Below are 17,753 nucleotides of genomic sequence, written 5' to 3'. Positions count from 1 at the left end.
AAATTCCAGATTTCAATATTAAAATTGAGATTTGGAATTTTTTTTGCATTGATTATTATGGTAATTGAGGTTATTTTTTAAAGATTTTAAATAGAATTTTTTAAGGTAAATTAATTTTAATGTTGATTTATAATTTACAAAAACCATCTTAAAAATTGACTTTGTTTATAAACTTAAAACATATTTATTATGTAATTTCTAAACTTTTAATAGTTTAGAATATTTATATTTCATCAAGTTCATTAATAATTTTTTCTTTTATCTCTTCCCAACTATTTTTTACAAGCATTATTGGCGCTTCCTCTTTATTGGCATCTTCAAAATAGGATAAACTTTTTAAAACCATAAAGCTAGATCCATCCTTAAATTTTTCATCATAAAAAGTTAGCATTTCCTTAAGTTCAAAATCTTTTAAGAGAAAAAATAAATCAATAAAATCTTTTTTGCTTCCTCTACCAGAAACTGCATTTAACTTCATTGCGGCTATATCTTTTTTTGATACTAATCTAATATTTTTTTCAACAATTATTGGTTCTAAAAGTGGGTATTTATAATTAACAAAATCCACTTTAATCCCATCAATTGATGTAATTAATATATTTTTGCTTTTTTTTATAATAATAACTTTTCCAAACTTGGATAACTCATTTATAAATTCAATTTCGTCAATTTCTGCATTACCAAACATATCAATATCTATTGATAACCTATGTCCTATTTGTAAAGATAATGATGTTCCTCCAACTAAATTAAAATCTGAAAAAACTTCAGATTTCATAATTTTATTTAGGAGTTCCAAGAGTTTTGGATTAACTGATTGTGTTTGTAGCATCTAAATTGTGTTTTATCTATCTTGAAAAAGTGAGCCAAATAACTTAAAGTAACCACATCAAGTGAACGAAATTGTAATGTTTCCTTTTTAATTTCATCTAAAGTGTACACTTTTTGTAAAAGTTTCCAGTCTTCAAGTTGACCAAACTCTACAATTTTATAGATAATTTGAGATTTAGACTTAGAAAAGTCTAATAGAGAAATATCTACATCCCAAAAGAGATATGATGAAAAATTAGTTATTTTAATTTCGTTATTCATTTAGTTCAAAAGTAATAATTAAATCTTGTTTCAATGTATTTGTTTTAATTATTACAAAACCATTGACAATTGAATTTGATTCTTGTACAATTATATTTTTAAAATGTATAAATTTCTAAAATATCGTTTTCTATTGGATTAATAAATGATGTGATACTATTTTTATTTTGTAGTATTAAATTAGAAATTTTATTGGTATTTAGATTGAAAGTTTTAAGGTAAATTAACTTAGGTGGCGCTTTTTTAAGAAGTACAATTTTTTCAAAATCATCATCTTTAGTTACAATTGTGTATCCATTTGCTTTTGCATAATTCCAAATAGAACTATCATTTTCAGGTTGATTTATTTTCAATGAATAAACATTAATTACTTCTGAAAAAGCAAAAGTTTTTTTATTAAACGCCAAGAAAGATTTTCATCTAAAAGTAGTTTCACGAAGCTAAAGCTATTTTAGTTACACTTTCTCTATGAGCGGCAAATGATAAAGCAGACAATATCTTTTCACTGTCTAATTGAGGAAAATCTTCAATAATTTCTTCCTTTGACATTCCAGAAGCCAAATAGGATAAAATATCTGCAACTGTAATTCTAGTATTTACAATACAAGGTTTACCGCTTCTTATTTCAGGATTTACCGTAATGTGTTTTAGTAAATTTTCCATGTTTTATTATTTACATCAAATATAATCAATTTTTTATAAAACCATCGTCAATTGAATTCGTTTTCTATCTTCGATAACAGTTTGAATTTAATCGATTAACTTTGAAAGGAAAACTTAGTACAACTCAATTGCTTTTTGTAATTTTTCAAAAATAACATCTTGCAATGTTTTTGGACTTAGTACTTTTACTGAATTAGCAAATGAAAGGATCAGTTTTTCGAGTTCATAATTTGGGATAACTTTTATTTTTATTTCCAAACCATCAATGTTATTTTTGACGATAGTTTGCGTTGGGTGTATTGGTTTAGTAATTATATAAGGTGCTTGACTTGGCGCAAACCATAACGAAATTAACTCTAATTTTCTATCTGCTGCTTTGGTGACACCCACAATATCATAAAAATAATCTTCCCAATCAGTTTCTGATTCTATGTAAATAAACTTTGATTCTGCGACAGATTTGATTCGATCCAAAGCCATATTCCAAAATTGGTTTTGCATAAATTCATTATACCCAAATACAAACCAGCGGCTGTTATATTGCTTGAGATAAAATGGATGAAAAATGATTTCATATGGGTCAGGATTTTTAAAATCTTGGTATAAAATCGTTAAAACTCTTTTGTTGACAATGGCATTGAACAAAGGTGTGATGTGTTTTGAACCTTCATAATCGAGATTGTTATCAAACGACATGATTTCTTTTTCGAGATTAATAATGCCAAGTTTTTTTTGGATAGTAGGAATTACTTCATCAATAAAACCAAAATCTGGAAGGCCTTGAAATCTTGATAACAACTGCAATGATGCTTTTATTTGGCTGATTTCAGTTTCGTTTAATGGCGCATTTTGAATCGAATAACTAGGGTCATCATAGCTGTAATATTTAGCTTTCCCAACAGCTTTTTTGGAAATTGGTGCATTATAAACCCGATATTCTAAGTCTTTCAAATCTTCAAAAAGTTGGGTTTTGCCAATGCGCATTGGCTGTTGCGTTTTCGGATGAATCTCATCGGCTAAAACTGAATTAACTTCGTCTAACAAATTTTGCCAAGTGTACAATCGACCAAAGTTTCGCAGACATTTGTCCAAAGTTAAATACCTTATTTGTGCTTTTTTATTTACAGACATTATTAGTTCAGTTTGACTGAACAAATATATGACATATTTGCATTGAAGTAATAAAATAACCGAATAAAATTAAATTTTTATCGGTTCAGTTTGACTGAACTAATGTGTTACATCTTTGCAACATCAAACAAATACAACTGTAATTTATGTGTAATAAAAACCAAAACAACAATTTGAAACAGAATGTAGAAATGGTATACATTACTAAAGCAAATGCAAAACGTATTTTGTACAAAGCAAACATTAGCGATGTCAGCAAGATTGACGATGTGGTTTTTGATAAAGAAATTTACTTTCTGAGCAGTTTTGAAAAAAATTATTTGTTGCACATGAAAACGCTTTTGAAAAATCCTGAACAATATTTTATCGAAATTTATAAACCTGTTGTAAACAAAGATACCTATTCTTTGGTTTATGAAAGCCCACTGCCGCCAGCGTATCATGCTGATGTAAATTGTAGTCGGTTGCAGTCAACATTCAAAAATTTTGAAGTTCCACACGAAATAAAAGACCGTGTGCGGGCAAAAGCCGAAAAGGAAGGTAAAAACACCACTGAAATATTAGAATTGGAAAAGCAACAAGTGGAAATTTTTAGAACTTGGTTTAAGAAAAATTTGCATTCATACAACTGTGATATGAACGAATTTTTGAAGCAATTGGACATTAGATGGAATGTGCAAAGAAAAATTACAGAAATTGAACTAGGCAATTCAGGCATTGAGGCGATTGAAAATATGGATTTAGAGGAACTGCACAGAGAAATTAACAAAATTATTACGGCTGCAGGAAAGTTTTTTAATAACAATCTCGACAAGCAACAAGTGATCAGACGTTTTCAAAAACTTACTTTTTTAACCTACAAACCAGATGAAATTTATAATAACGATACCGAATTGTCGGACGCTGAATTGAAACAATTTTTGAAAGAGTATGACCAAAGTTTCAAAAAACCAGTGCAACAACTTTTGATACAATACTACCGTGTGAAATACAATACAAACTTGACTTTTAGTGGTAAACTGCTTAAACAATTGCAATTTGTGCCTTGCGCAAGTTGCCATGGCGAATCTTTGTTTGAATTATAATGAGTTAAAATAAAACAAAAAAATCGAACGGAAAAAGCAAACAAATAATTATATTTGGATTTTATAAAACATCAAAATAAAAGCAAAAAAAACATGAAAATAGGAGTTAAAAATTTTAGGGTTTTTGAAGAAATGGCCGAGTTTGAAATACGCCCTTTAACTATTTTGGTGGGACCAAACAACAGTGGCAAAAGCTCGTTTACAAAATTGTTGCTGTTGTTGAAAAATGGTTTTGGGTACCTAAATTTTAAAGCACCTGGCGACCACAAAATTGACAATTATAAAAACGCTATAAACAGAGATTCAAAAAGTGATGAAATTACTTTAGGGTTTAATTTTAGGCATCATTTTTTTGATATTGAGCCATTGTGTGAGATTACTTATGTTGATGCCCATACAATAAGTAAATTTAACGTTTTAAATGATATATTTCAACTTGAATATGATGTTAAAAGTCAGGATAGTTTTGATAAAGAAAATTTATTGGGAAATCAAAATATGGGATATGATGTTAAGATAAAAGCTCAAGAATTAATTGAGTTTTGTAAAAACATACTGCATAACAAATTAGTACAAGAAGCTGACAGTTTTCCTTTTGATATTTTTAATCTAAATGAAGTCGTAGAACACAAGCAATTTTTTATTAAAAATATGAAGGAAAAGGACGACGGTTTTAAATATGATTTGAATATCGAAGATTACTTCCATGCAATCAATTTAGGGGATATTCAGCACCTTTTTTTAATACTGAGACTAGCAGAAACCTACAATAAATTGATGGTGCACAAAGCACCATATTTGTTTTATGATTTATACATTGATGGTGAAAATGCAACTGAATTTTACAAAGAAAAATTATTTGCATTTCAAGAGAATTTCTTCTCCAAAATCTCAAACGGTTTTTGTGAAGATCAAATTAGTTTTAATTTTCGTTGGGACTCGTTTCTACAATTTTTTGGAGAACACTATTTAAAACGAAAATTAAATATCTTAATAGAAAAAGAATTTGAAGGATTATTTCAAAACAGTATCGAATTGAAATATTCAACTTTAGGTGAAATTCTTTTTAAAGAACATTTATTTACCATAAATAAATTTCAACCACCAAATTATGGTATAATTACAGTAAAACTTTCATTTATAGAGTATTTATTTTATGAAATGTTTGATGATTTAAAGGCTTTGGAAAGTACAAAATTTTTGAGCTCAAAACGAGGCAGCCAGCAACGGGTTTTTCTCGAAAACGATTATTCTTTTGAGTTGTTTAAAAAAACTCAGTCATCCGTTAAAAAATATTCTAGCAGCCTTTTTGATGTTTTCTCTAAAGATAATATGACAGAAGAACAATTTCATAATGATATACTAAATATTTTTGGCATTAAGGGCGAAATAGTTATCAAAACCTTCGAAGATGTATTGTCGGTTTATATTAAAAATGGCGATTTAGAAGAAAATCTTGCCGACTTAGGGCTTGGTTTCTCGCAATTGGTGCCACTAATTTTATATTTTAAAAAGGATGTTGGATTTACTAACACCATAATCATCGAAGAACCTGAAGCCAACTTGCACCCAGCGTTGCAATCAAAACTTGCCGATTTGTTTGTAAAAATAAACGAATATTTTCCAGAAATTAATTTAGTTATCGAAACGCATAGCGAATACTTAATTCGCAAACTGCAATATTTGGTGGCAAGCAGACAAGCCAAATCAGAAAATTGTATCATTCATTATTTTAACGCCAACGAAAATGTAACGCAAAACGAACCCAAAGTAAAAGCAATCGAAATTGTGGAGGACGGCACTTTGAGCGACCATTTTGGCTCTGGTTTTTTTGACGAAGTATATTTGCTGCAAGTACAAATGCGGAATTTTTTGAAACAAAATGCTAATTAAAAAGCTATGAAAGTCTACTTAGATACCGCTTTTTTAGAAGCTTTTGAAAACGATATTGACACGAACAATCAATCTTATAAAATCGTATTTGACATACTCACAAAGTATCCGCAAGTTAAAATTTATAGCGCAATTTCAGATGAAACTCATGAAAACCCTTATTCTATAAAAAATAAATTTCAAACTTTAGCCGGTTATTATGCAGCTGGCGATCATATAATAGAAATTGAAAATATAGAACAAACATTACTCAGCAATCAGTTTGATGCAGATTTGATTTTTATGCGCAACGAAAAACCTTGGTTTACTGATGCACAAAAAAATGGTGTTTTGTGTTTTTCATTTGACAATTATAAAGATAAAATTAGCAAAATTCTAGATGATTATCATTACAAAATTGATTTGACTGATCAAGAGTATTCTTTTAATTGGGGAAAACTCAAGTTTTTAAATCCGTTAAATCATTTGATTATAGGCGACAATTATATTTTAATAGATGCAATAAACCGAAAAAAGGAAGAAAATTTGTTTAAACTATTACAAGAAATAAAACATTGTAATAACGATGATTTTAGTATTGATATTTACACAATAGTTCAAGAAGATAAACACGATAAGAATTATTCATTAAACCAATTAGAAAACAAGGTAATACCGTTACGAAATATTTGCAGCACAAACATAATCAATATTATTTCGGTTAAACCCATTGACTTTCATGACCGAGTTATAATATCTAATTTTCAATTGATAGAATGCGGAAAAGGATTTAATTTGATACCCCACAAACCATCAAATTCTCAAATCATTTCATCGACAATTTTTGAATTATACACTTATAAAAGAATGCTTAATTTAAAAAAAGCATACAGCAATCATTACGAAAAAATGAAAACAAATAATCCATATTTTACAACAATTTATAAAGTTTAAAAAATCTATGACCAAAACCAATATTTCGCTAAGTAAAAAAAACTTCATCATTGATGGTTTTCAAAAAATGAACCTCTCAATGCTTGAAGTAACATTAGATGATGACAAAACTTATCAAAACGAAAGCAAAATTGATTTTTTAAAAAAAATAGAAAAAGCTTTTGATAAATTTAAACAAAACGGAAATACAGAACTCAAGGCACACAAATTTGTTTGTGAAGTATCGTATGAATTCAGCACAACTTTTCAAGGATATTCGTTTGTTGGAAATAACTCAAAAAAAACTCTTATTTTGATTTTTGAAGAAACAGAAACCAATGTAGAGAATATTTATGATTGTAATGGAATGGAAATTAGCGATCTTTTGTCAACAATTTATCAAACAGCAGATTGTAGTATAACAAACGCTGAGAAAATAAATGAAATATCAGCTATTGATTATTTAGTTTTAAGCCAAAAATGCATGGCTGCTGTTACTGAAATTCAACATTTTGAAAACAAAATAATCAATAAAACCATTTATTTATCATGGTTAGATAAATACCACGTTTTGAATAAATCATTACAAAATACAACCTTTGATTGTGGTGGATTTAGAAGATTCACCTCGCTTTACGAAAACTTAAATCATTTTAGAAAGATTTTAGAAGAAAACATTAACGCTAAAAATGCAATTGAAGAATACGAAAAAATTTTGCCCGACGATGAAAACAAACTTTTAAAATGGTTGGTTGCAAATGAAGAAATGTATAACAAGTGTTATTCGATGTATTATCTTGATGACGACTTTACAAATTGCTTTGATGAAGACATTGATGAAGACATTGATGAAGATTTAGAATTTTACAGGTTATACGATTCAAAAATAAAAATTGATTTAATTGATTTTAAATTTGTGTTGCAGTTTCTAGAATATTTTGAGTTTCCTCACCAAGAGTATCTTGCAAAATATACAACTTTTACAATTGAGCAACAAAACGAATATCACAATGATTCAAGCCATCCGCTGTGGGATGCTGTATATTCTTTAAAATATCATTTGCAACAACGAGGTTTGCTGTAAATTGGTTAGATGTTTTCTGTTATCTACAAAACCATCGTCAATTGTATCCTTTTCCTGTCTTCATCAACCTCAACCACTTTTACGGTAACATGTTGGTGCAACTTTACAACTTCATTTACATCGCTTACAAATCCGGCTTTGAGTTGCGAAATATGAACTAAGCCACTTTCTTTAATTCCTATATCAACAAAGCAACCAAAAGCTGTAATATTATTCACAATTCCTGGTAAAATCATTCCTGTTCTAACGTTTTTTATGGATGTTACACTTGAATCAAACTCAAAAACTTTGGCAGATTTTCTTGGATCTAATCCTGGTTTTTCTAATTCTTTTACAATGTCTTTTAAAGTTAAAATTCCAATTTCTTTGGTAATATAATCTTCGAGTTTTATTTTAGAAATTTTTTCTTTATTAGCAATTAAATCATTGGTTTTTAATCCTAAATCTTTTGCCATTTTTTCAACAATTCCGTAAGCTTCTGGATGAACTGCCGAATTATCTAACGGATTCTTACCTTCTTTAATTCTGATAAAAGCCACGGCTTGTTGGTATGCTTTTTCGCCCAATCGTGGTACTTTTTTAAGTTGTTTTCTATCTTCAAATGCTCCGTTTTCTTGTCTATAAATGACAATGTTTTCGGCCATTTTTTCTCCAATTCCAGAAACGTAACTCAATAATGATTTGCTTGCTGTATTGATATTAATTCCAACAGAATTCACGCATCGAACTACAACAGAATCTAATTCTTCTTTCAATTTTGTTTGATCTACATCGTGTTGGTATTGTCCAACTCCAATAGATTTTGCATCTATTTTTACTAATTCTGCTAATGGATCTGAAAGTCGCCTTCCAATAGAAACTGATCCACGAACAGTAACATCATAATTTGGAAATTCATCGCGAGCAATTTTACTTGCCGAATAAATTGATGCGCCAGCTTCTGAAACTACAAATACTTGAATTGGTTTGTCAAAAGCAATTTTTTTAATAAAAAATTCAGTTTCTCTTGAAGCTGTTCCGTTTCCGATAGAAATGGCTTCAATATTATAGGCGTTTACCATGGATCGGATTTTTTTCATCGCCATTGCATCTTCTTTTTGTGGTGCGTGCGGATAAATGGTTTCGTTGTATAATAAATCTCCTTTTTCGTCGAGACAAACTATTTTACAACCGCTACGAAAACCTGGATCGATGGCTAAAATTCTTTTCTCGCCCAATGGTGGCGCCAATAATAATTGACCTAAATTATTAGCAAAAACATCAATTGCGGTTTTATCAGCTTTTGCTTTGGCTTCTTGCAAAGTTTCGTTGGAAATTGCTGGTTCTAACAAACGTTTGTAACTGTCTTTTATGGCTATTTCTAAGTGTGGTTTTGCTTCGGAACGCTTGTTAGTTATAACATTTTCTTCTATAAAATCTAGCGCTTCTTCTTTTTCAATTTCAACATTTAATTTTACAAAACCTTCGCTTTCGGCTCGCAACATTGCTAATAATCTATGAGATGGCGCTTTTGAAATTGGTTCAGCCCAATCAAAATATTGAGAGAATTTTTGAGCAGCTTCATCATCTTTTTTTACTTTAGAAACTTTGGTAGAAACTATTGCATTTCGCTGAAATAATCTTCTAAGATTTTTTCTAATGTAACTATTTTCATTAATCCATTCGGCAATAATATCTCTTGCGCCTTGCAAAGCATCGTCTTCATTGGCAACGTTTTTATTCAAATATTTCGACGAAATAAAATCGATATCATCGTTTCCTTGCGCCATTATTATTTTTGCCAAAGGTTCTAATCCGTTTTCGCGAGCAATATCGGCTTTTGTTTTTTTCTTCTTTTTATAAGGTAAATACAAATCTTCAATTTCTTGTAAATCGAAAGATTTTTCAATTTTAGCTTTTAACTCTGGCGAAAGTTGACCTTGTTCGTCTATAGTTTTTAAAATACTTTCTTTACGTTTTACAATTTCGTCGTATTGTTTAGCACTTTTAGCAATATTTTCTACTTGAACCTCATCTAGATTTCCTGTTTGGTCTTTTCTGTAACGAGAAATAAACGGAATTGTGCAGTCTTCATTTAGCAATTTTAAAGTTGCTTCAATGTTTTTATCTGCTGTATTTACTGTTGATTTTATGAATTGTATTTGGTTCATTTTGTTGTTGTTTTACCGCAAAGATGCAAAGGTTTTCGCAAAGTTCGCAAAGATTTTTAAGTTATAAAATCTAAATAATTATGTTTGTTATTTACTTCAAACGTACCTTCTGGATAAGCTTTTGCGAAAGCGGTAGGAATTTTTGCCATTCGATTTCAATTTCTTTAGAATCAAAATACAAAATATAATAAAAAAATGTAAATTCGGTCAGTATGTTGACTAAATTAACGTTAATTCGGTCAGTGCGTTGACTAAATTAACGTTAAATTGGTCAGTTAAATTAAATAAACTTAAATATCAGAGCGCTTTTAATACCAAACTAGCTTTAGTAAAATCTGAAGATGCATTGATTACTTTTCTATACTCTTCATAGTTAGCTTTAGGATAATTAATGGCATTATAAGCTTCTAAAACCTCAATTATAACTTGATTTCCGTTAATGGTAACTGTTGATTTAAAGGAACAATTTTTATCTTCATCACCAGCCATTTTTTTATCTATAACTAAATCTGAATAACTTTCAATTTTAAATCCTGCAGGAATTGTTACAAGAATTTTGTGTTTATAAATTTTGGCATATTTTAAATCTACATCAAATTTTCTAGTTGTTTCTTGGTATAAATCGCTTTGATCGCCAATAACTTTTCCAATATTTAATAAAATTAAATTTCCTGCATTTTCTTGCAACGTTTCGTTTATAGTAGTTTTTAAATTGGCTACAAAAGGTGTATTTGTATAATTATTTTTAAACTCTAAATTTAAAAAATCATATTGGTCTAATTTTAAATCTATTCCGCTTAACATTCTACTTTTTAAATAATCTGTAAGTTCTTTTTCTTCTTCGTTTTCTTTTAAATATTTAATATAATTTCTATTCATTTGACCTTCATAACCGGTGTTAGAATAGGTTTTTTCTAAAGAAATTTTAGATAAATCGTCAGATAAAGTAACGTTATTCATCGTTTCAATTACTGTAAATGATGCTGGAGCAATAGGAAAAACCATATCTGAAACGGAATTCGATCTTACTTTTTCATACGTTTTAGCATTACTTCCTTGAACTTCATACATTGGATAACCATAAGATAAATACTTTTCATATGGCGAAACAAATTTTTGAGTTTCTGTAATGTAATACATAAATTCGTGAGAAAGCGGTACAACAAAAGTACTTGCATCTACATCGCCCATAAAACGAGACATTCCTATAACAACTTTAAAAGGTATGTCTAGTTCTTTAAAGCAATATCCGTATAGATCATAAATATCTGAAGCATTTAATTTTAGTTTTCCGTTATTAAGGTTTTTTAATTTTTGCGCTTTTTCTCCTTGCCATACAAAATCAAAGTTTTCTTTAATATACTCGTCTATCTTTAAAACTTTTTCATCAGTTGGTAATGATTTTAAATTTAATTTTGTTAAAAACTCCTTAGCTTGGCTCTTCTTAAAATAGATAAAACTTGGTTTTGAAAAATATTGCGGTAGAAATGAATACCAACTATACGTATTGTAACCAGAATATAAACTATATATTACTTTGATTAAATTTTTAACATTTTTAGAATTATTTTCTTCAACATATGGTGGTAAATTGGTTGCTTTAGACGTGGTTTTTCTTTTAATTATAGTTTCAGAAAATTCTGGAGAACAAAATCTTTGAAAACTAACTCCATCATTTGTGGTTGAAAATTCTGCTTCAAGAACAGGAACATCTTTTTGAAAAACCTCAACACCATAAGCATTTGGGTTTTCTTTTAAAATAAAATAATATTCTAAAATATCTCCTGCTTCTACTCCTTCAAATACGATTGATTTTACTTTATCAATTTCTGTTTCTACTATTTTGTCTTCGGGTAATACTTTAATTTCGCCATTAGGTTTTATAATTCTTGCATGAAAATCTCTAAGCGTTCTAATGTAACCGTTGTCTTCTGCTTTAATTTTATTGTACTTGTTTATTTCTTCTGCTTTATTGATTTTAATTGCAAAATGGTTCATTACAAATGTTGCAAATGCATATCTTCCTACTCTTGTATGAATCCATCTTTTGTCAAATAAAACAACTGCTGGTTGGTTTTTATGTTCTTCGGGAATTTGTTGAAAAACTGGTTTTTCATCCCAAGAATAACTTTTAATTTCTTGAGATATTGATGATAAACTAAATAGTAATGCTACTATAAAAAATAATTTTTTCATAAAGTTAAAAGTATTGATTGGTTGTATTGCTTGTTAATTGTTTTTATAAAATCGTTCCACTTTTCAAACTCAGTTGTATTTAAAAGTAGTTTTTTAGAAATGATTTTTTGAGTGACATTTATGTTTTTATCTTTAACTAAATAATTAATTTCTACTGTTCCAAATTCATTATCTAGTTTAAAATTTTGCGGTAAAAACTCAATTTTTAAATCGGCAGGAATTTCATAATTATAATTTACATCTATTTGATAAGCATAATTTTTTTCGATAGCATATTTTCTTTTTTCAAAATCTACAGACGATTCTTTTAAAGGAAAAACTAATATTGGTTTTAAAATAATTTTACCATTTACTTTTTTTATTGCGTCGTCAAGCTTTAATTTATAAGTTGCTTTTGTTGGTAATTCTTTATAATCATTTTTAATAGTTTCAACCGTTTCCAACATAATTTTAGGATTAGAATAATTTACTGTGCTCTTCCAAATTTCTTCTTCTTTGTTACTGTATGTAGATAAAGTATTTAAAAAGTCGCTTTTATTAAATCCTGAAATTAGTATTGTAACATCGCCTTGCAAAGCATTTTCAACAATTTTTAAATTAAAATTTAGGTCTCTTTTATTTTTTTCTGGTGATAAAACTGGTATTTGTTCTATTGCAAATTCGCTTTCAGATTTTCCAATTAATGCTTCTTTTCCTTGAATCATTGATGTTGGATAGGTAAAGGGACAAAATTTATCTGTTGCATCTAAAAAATAACTTTTACCATCAATTGAAACATTGGTAATCATATGATTGTCTACTTGAGGAGTTGGAACTTCGTCATATTTATACGGTTTATCTCTTGTTCCTATCCAAGTTAAACTAGATTTTATATTGGCAATATGCATCATTTCGTTCAATAAATTCGCCATGTCTTTACAGTCGCCATATAATTTAGAATGAATATCGGCAGCTTCTCTTGGTATAAATCCGCCCATTCCGTTTTCAAAAGCTACATAATGAAGATTTTGTTGTACCCATTCGAATATTGCTTTAGCTTTTTCAAATTCTGTTTTTTTATCTTTAATAATTTCTAACGTTTTGGTTTTTAAACCATTTTGATCTGTTTTATTGATGTCTTTTACCAATTTAGAATACCATTTATAAAGACTTTCTTTAGAATTTAAAAGCTCTTCTTTTTTTCCGTTGCTGTCGTATTTTTTTATGTAATAAATAATATGCGGAACAACATACAATGCATTTGGCATATCTTCTTCTTGTTCAAACTCTGGAATTTCTTTGGCTTCCCAAGTATAAACATCATTTTCGCCATCATTGGTTTTTGTAAATATGATTTTATCTTGAAAATTTCCAAATAATTTATATCCAATTTCTATGGATGGATTGCACTTTATTTGAAATTTAGTAATGTCTGTTTTTAAAACATTTTGAAATTTAAAAGGAGATAAAAATCTAGGTTCCAAAATTTTATTTTTAAAAGAATATTCAATGGTAGAATTGTCTTCTACAGATGGCATTACAAAGTATTTAAACTTTACATCATCTTTAAAAATATTTTCGTTTTGAGCTTGATGAACAGATATTGAACTAGAATATAAAATGAAATTTTTATTGTTTTTTAAAGTAGTTGTAGTTCCTTTAATGTTAGAAATTTCATTAAAAGTGTCGTACGGAATTTGAAAAGAATATTCATTTACATTCTTACTTTTGGCAATAGATCGTTTCTCAGAAAAAAGTGTTTCTATTTCTAATTTATTATTTTTATCAGAAATAAAAACGGTTTCATTTTTATATATGACTTTAGATTTATCTTGAGAAAATAATTGTGCAGAAATTAAAATTAATACTAAATATTTTTTCATATTCTTTTTTTGTAAAAATATAAAAATTATAATATGATTTGTAAGTAATTTTTTAATCTTGAACTATAAAATCTTTGGAGTCTTCTTTCTTAAATTCTGGCTGAATATTTATGTGATTTATATGGAATTTTTGAAATAAAACTTGTTCTACTTTATCAAGCAAGACGTTAAACTCACTCATTTTTATATCTTGTGAGCAATCTAAATGAGCTTCGAGATGTAATTCGTCATCGTTTAAATTCCAAATATGAATGTGATGCAACTTATTTACACCTTCAATTTTATGAACTTCGCGAACTATTTCTTTAATGTCAATATTGTCTGGTGTAAAAAGCATTAAAATTTTTGTAGACGTTTTTATCAAATCAATTCCAACAACAATTAAATAAATTGCAATTAAAATAGTCATTACGCTATCAACCCAAAACCATCCGAAATATTTCATCAATAGTCCGCCAATTAAAACCGCTACAGAAGCCATCATATCTGTAAATAAATGCAAATACGCCGATTTCATATTCAGGTTATGTTCGGCATCTTTTTTTAACAATAAAGCCGAAAATCCATTAACAGCAATTCCTAAAATTGATAAATAAATTACCAAATTAGATTCAATTATTTTTGGTTCAAAAAATCTTCCTATTGCGCCATAAATCAAAAATAATGCAACAATTACTAAAGTTGATGCATTTACAAAAGCTGCAATAAGTTCGGCTCGTTTAAATCCAAAAGTGTGATTAAGAGATGCTTTTCTTTTAGATAATTTATTGGCGTACAAACTAAAAACCAAAGTTAAAACATCAGAAAAATTATGTAATGCATCAGATATTAATGCCAAACTTCCAGAGAAAATTCCACCAACAACTTGAGCAGCTGTTATTAAAATATTCAGTAAGATAGAGTAAATTAAGTTTTTCCCTTTTACTTCGTGTTTGTGTATGTGTACGTGATTGTTTGACAAAATTATTTCTTTCTGTTTTTAATTTCTTCTTCAACTTTCTTTAATTTACTTCCATTTATAAGCATTAAACATAAAGAACCCAAAATCCAAAATGGATGCATTTTAGTTTTCATATAAACAGCATAAAGCACACTTGCAACTGAAAAAACGGTAAGACCAATAAATATTTTTTGCCAATTGGATAATGATTTTTGTTTCACTATTAATTCTTCCAACGATAATTTTGAGTATTCTTTATTATCAGACATAATTTATTTATTTTTTATTTAACAACTAATTTTTCAACTCTAGTTGCGTGTCTTCCACCTTCGAAATTGGTCTTTAAAAAAGCATCAACCATTTCTACAGCTTGAGCAATCGATGTAAATCGTGCCGGAATACTTATAATATTGGCATCATTATGTTGTCTTGCAAGTGTAGCAATTTCTTTTGTCCAACATAAAGCTGCACGAATTCCTTGATGTTTGTTGGCTGTCATTGCAATTCCGTTGCCGCTTCCGCAGATTACAATTCCGAAATCGACGACTTTATTTTCTACATCAATCGCCACTGGATGACCAAAATCTGGATAATCTACACTATCAAAACTATTGGTTCCGTGATTGATAATTTCATAACCTTTGGTTTCTAAAAAAGCTACAATTGCTTGTTTATACTCTGGTCCGGCGTGATCGTTTCCTATTGAGATTTTCATTGTTGTTGTAGTTTATTATATTTACAAAAATAATCAATTAAATATGAAATCGCTATTAAAACATTTGTTGTAAACAAAACCAATAAATAAAAAGCGATACCATAAATGACTTATAAAAAACAATTTTAACATTTATGAAATTTACAGCAACTGTTTCAAGATTTGAGGGAAGCGAAATTTTTTGGACTTCTATTATTATTATTCCGGATGAAATTTATCAAAAAATGGTGCTTCTTTCGCCTAGTAAACGAATTATATGCACATTAAATAATTCTTATACATTTCATTGTGCAATGATTTCGAAAAATCCTTTTCATTATGTTGAGTAAAGAAAAAATAAAAGAATTGAAATTAAATATAAATGATGAGATTTCTGTTGAAATAATTGCAGATAAAAGCGAATACGGAATTGATATATCTGAAGAGTTTCAAGAAGTTTTAGATAGTGATGAAAACGGAAAAATTTTGTTTGAAAAACTAACACCAGGAAAACAAAGAAGTTTAATTTATTTGATGAATAAAACCAAAAATACTACACTAAAAATTGAAAAATGTTTTGTCATTTTAGAACACTTAAAGAGAAACAAAGGATCGCTTGACCTTGAACTACTTAACCAAGATTTTAAAAATTATAGAAATCAACAAAAACTATAACTTGCTCAAAATCATTACTAATTATGTAATCTAAATGTTAATTTTTTGTATTGTTAATAGCGTTTTGTAAAGTGTTGAAAATCAGTTAACGTTAAATTAACATACAATGTTAACAACTTTAGATAGTTTTTTAGAACTTTTTCTTGATTGTATGTAAATTAATTGTAATCAAAAATTGACATTAGAAATCCTAATTTAGTTTAGTCTATTTTTAGAAAAGTTATCAATAGATTTTTATAGTTTTTCAACAGAAAATACAATACAAAGTTATTTACAAAACAGTTAGTTTTTTAGTTGTGAACAACTGTTTATAAAAAATAAAAATAGCTTAAAAATAAATACTTTATACTCTTAAAACTATGTTAATAAAAACATATAAATAAGTATAACTTGAAAATCTAGTTTTAAAAATAAAACTTATTGTACCAATTAACAAGCTATAATAACCACGAAAAATTAATTTAAATTTAAATCTTTTTGTTTTTGTTTTTAATAGATGTTGAAAACTATTTAGATTTTTGATTTAAGATTAACAATATTAGATTCAAGATTTTTAAAATACCTATTCAATAATTGTTAATTTATTATTTAAGTTATCTAAAATTTCTTTTACTTCTTCTGTATCGTTTGGATGGATTTGCAAATCAATTCCGCCATAAGCATAACTTGCCAATGGATCAATTGAAACTAGATTTTCGTTTTTAAAAAAATAACGAATTCCTTTATCATCAAGAATTGATTTTAAAATTGTAATTTCATAAGCAAAGTTAAATGTGGCAACAGTAATAAATTCGTTCATTTTAAATTTTTTATAAAGGTACAAAAGTTATTTTTTCAATAAATATCAATACATAATTCTAAAATATTAATACTTCTTCGTAATTTTATACTTTATTAGAAAAGATTATGAGTAAATTACCAAAAAAGTTTGGAAAAAAAGAGAAAACGTTCTCTGAAAAGATTTTAAAAATACTATCACAAAACGCAAATAAACCATTCAATTACAAGCAAATATGTGCTATTTTAGAATTGGATGATACTAAAAGTAGAAACGAAATTATTAAAGATTTAAAAATTCTTGCTGCACAAAAAGTTATTATAGAAAACGAACCTGGAAGTTATTTAGTAAAAGCAATTTCGCAAGATTATTATGAAGGAACAATTGATATGACATCAAGAAAAACAGCTTATTTTGTTTGCGAAGAATTTGAAGATGACGTTTTTATTCCCACAAATAATTTAAACCACGCATTAGATAAAGACAAAGTTAAGGTTTATGTTTACAATCGTCGCCGTGGTAAAAAACCTGAAGGTGAAGTAATTGAAGTTCTTGAAAGAAAGAAAATAGAGTTTGTTGGAGTTATTGATATTCAAAA

At 28.0% G+C, this 17,753-nt stretch carries 17 protein-coding genes and 1 pseudogene; 6 read left to right on the top strand and 12 right to left on the bottom strand.

The window, feature by feature from the left end; genetic code table 11:
* Positions 1-223: 223 nt before the first annotated feature.
* The 5 genes from ACH2BC_RS03940 to ACH2BC_RS03920 all read right to left on the bottom strand — a co-directional run bounded on the left by ACH2BC_RS03940 (position 224) and on the right by ACH2BC_RS03920 (position 2,886).
* Positions 224-778, bottom strand: a complete 555-nt coding sequence (locus ACH2BC_RS03940) for a nucleotidyl transferase AbiEii/AbiGii toxin family protein (protein ID WP_395052683.1) — start codon at positions 776-778, stop codon at positions 224-226.
* Positions 779-786: 8 nt separating this feature from the next.
* A complete protein-coding gene (locus tag ACH2BC_RS03935) occupies positions 787-1,092 on the bottom strand; it encodes a DUF6922 domain-containing protein (RefSeq protein WP_395052682.1) in 306 nt (101 codons plus the stop codon).
* Positions 1,093-1,190: 98 nt separating this feature from the next.
* Positions 1,191-1,499 (bottom strand): DUF5615 family PIN-like protein, encoded by a 309-nt coding sequence (locus ACH2BC_RS03930; protein ID WP_395052681.1) that lies wholly within the window; start codon positions 1,497-1,499, stop codon positions 1,191-1,193.
* A 25-nt stretch (positions 1,500-1,524) separates the two neighbouring features.
* Positions 1,525-1,755, bottom strand: coding sequence for a DUF433 domain-containing protein (locus tag ACH2BC_RS03925; protein WP_395052680.1), 231 nt, complete (start codon positions 1,753-1,755; stop codon positions 1,525-1,527).
* A 114-nt stretch (positions 1,756-1,869) separates the two neighbouring features.
* The gene (locus ACH2BC_RS03920) at positions 1,870-2,886 is read right to left on the bottom strand and encodes a helix-turn-helix transcriptional regulator (protein ID WP_395052679.1); all 1,017 of its coding nucleotides are present in this window, start codon (positions 2,884-2,886) and stop codon (positions 1,870-1,872) included.
* 173 nt (positions 2,887-3,059) lie between these two features.
* Here ACH2BC_RS03920 and ACH2BC_RS03915 point away from each other — a divergent pair, with 173 nt between their 5' ends.
* The 4 genes from ACH2BC_RS03915 to ACH2BC_RS03900 are packed head-to-tail and all read left to right on the top strand — an operon-like array spanning position 3,060 to position 7,860.
* Entirely contained in the window at positions 3,060-3,971 is a 912-nt protein-coding gene (locus ACH2BC_RS03915; RefSeq protein WP_395052678.1) for a hypothetical protein, read from the top strand.
* A gap of 54 nt (positions 3,972-4,025) precedes the next feature.
* Positions 4,026-5,864, top strand: coding sequence for a DUF3696 domain-containing protein (locus ACH2BC_RS03910; RefSeq protein WP_395052677.1), 1,839 nt, complete (start codon positions 4,026-4,028; stop codon positions 5,862-5,864).
* A 6-nt stretch (positions 5,865-5,870) separates the two neighbouring features.
* Positions 5,871-6,797 (top strand): hypothetical protein, encoded by a 927-nt coding sequence (locus ACH2BC_RS03905; RefSeq protein WP_395052676.1) that lies wholly within the window; start codon positions 5,871-5,873, stop codon positions 6,795-6,797.
* Positions 6,798-6,804: 7 nt separating this feature from the next.
* Positions 6,805-7,860, top strand: coding sequence for a hypothetical protein (locus tag ACH2BC_RS03900; RefSeq protein WP_395052675.1), 1,056 nt, complete (start codon positions 6,805-6,807; stop codon positions 7,858-7,860).
* 23 nt (positions 7,861-7,883) lie between these two features.
* Here the strand turns inward: ACH2BC_RS03900 and ACH2BC_RS03895 are convergent, their stop codons facing one another.
* The 6 genes from ACH2BC_RS03895 to rpiB form a co-directional block, all read right to left on the bottom strand.
* Positions 7,884-10,010: a Tex family protein gene (locus ACH2BC_RS03895; protein ID WP_395052674.1), complete on the bottom strand. Its 2,127-nt coding sequence runs from the start codon at positions 10,008-10,010 to the stop codon at positions 7,884-7,886.
* Between the two features lie 297 nt (positions 10,011-10,307).
* The gene (locus ACH2BC_RS03890) at positions 10,308-12,206 is read right to left on the bottom strand and encodes a DUF3857 domain-containing protein (RefSeq protein ID WP_395052673.1); all 1,899 of its coding nucleotides are present in this window, start codon (positions 12,204-12,206) and stop codon (positions 10,308-10,310) included.
* On the bottom strand, positions 12,203-14,068 hold the full coding sequence (locus ACH2BC_RS03885) for a DUF3857 domain-containing protein (RefSeq protein WP_395052672.1): 1,866 nt from the start codon (positions 14,066-14,068) through the stop codon (positions 12,203-12,205). Before ACH2BC_RS03885 ends, ACH2BC_RS03890 begins: the two co-directional genes overlap by 4 nt.
* Before the next feature lie 52 nt (positions 14,069-14,120).
* Positions 14,121-15,029, bottom strand: a complete 909-nt coding sequence (locus ACH2BC_RS03880) for a cation diffusion facilitator family transporter (RefSeq protein WP_395052671.1) — start codon at positions 15,027-15,029, stop codon at positions 14,121-14,123.
* Positions 15,030-15,031: 2 nt separating this feature from the next.
* Positions 15,032-15,277, bottom strand: a complete 246-nt coding sequence (locus tag ACH2BC_RS03875) for a hypothetical protein (protein ID WP_395052670.1) — start codon at positions 15,275-15,277, stop codon at positions 15,032-15,034.
* 14 nt (positions 15,278-15,291) lie between these two features.
* Positions 15,292-15,723, bottom strand: a complete 432-nt coding sequence (gene rpiB / locus ACH2BC_RS03870) for a ribose 5-phosphate isomerase B (RefSeq protein WP_395052669.1) — start codon at positions 15,721-15,723, stop codon at positions 15,292-15,294.
* A gap of 318 nt (positions 15,724-16,041) precedes the next feature.
* On the opposite strand from rpiB, the gene ACH2BC_RS03865 reads away from it, so the two are divergent.
* Entirely contained in the window at positions 16,042-16,377 is a 336-nt protein-coding gene (locus ACH2BC_RS03865) for a hypothetical protein (protein ID WP_395052668.1), read from the top strand.
* A 562-nt stretch (positions 16,378-16,939) separates the two neighbouring features.
* On the opposite strand, the gene ACH2BC_RS03860 is transcribed toward ACH2BC_RS03865, so the two are convergent.
* Complete coding sequence (locus ACH2BC_RS03860) at positions 16,940-17,176, bottom strand: DUF2007 domain-containing protein (RefSeq protein WP_395052667.1); 237 nt, start codon at positions 17,174-17,176, stop codon at positions 16,940-16,942.
* 107 nt (positions 17,177-17,283) lie between these two features.
* Here ACH2BC_RS03860 and ACH2BC_RS03855 point away from each other — a divergent pair.
* Positions 17,284-17,753, top strand: a pseudogene (locus ACH2BC_RS03855) (ribonuclease R); the annotation flags it as partial.

The organism is Flavobacterium sp. (assembly GCF_043760115.1).
Lineage (GTDB): Bacteria > Bacteroidota > Bacteroidia > Flavobacteriales > Flavobacteriaceae > Flavobacterium.
Note: the sequence above shows the minus strand (reverse complement) of the source record. Positions and strands in the feature narration are given on the sequence as shown.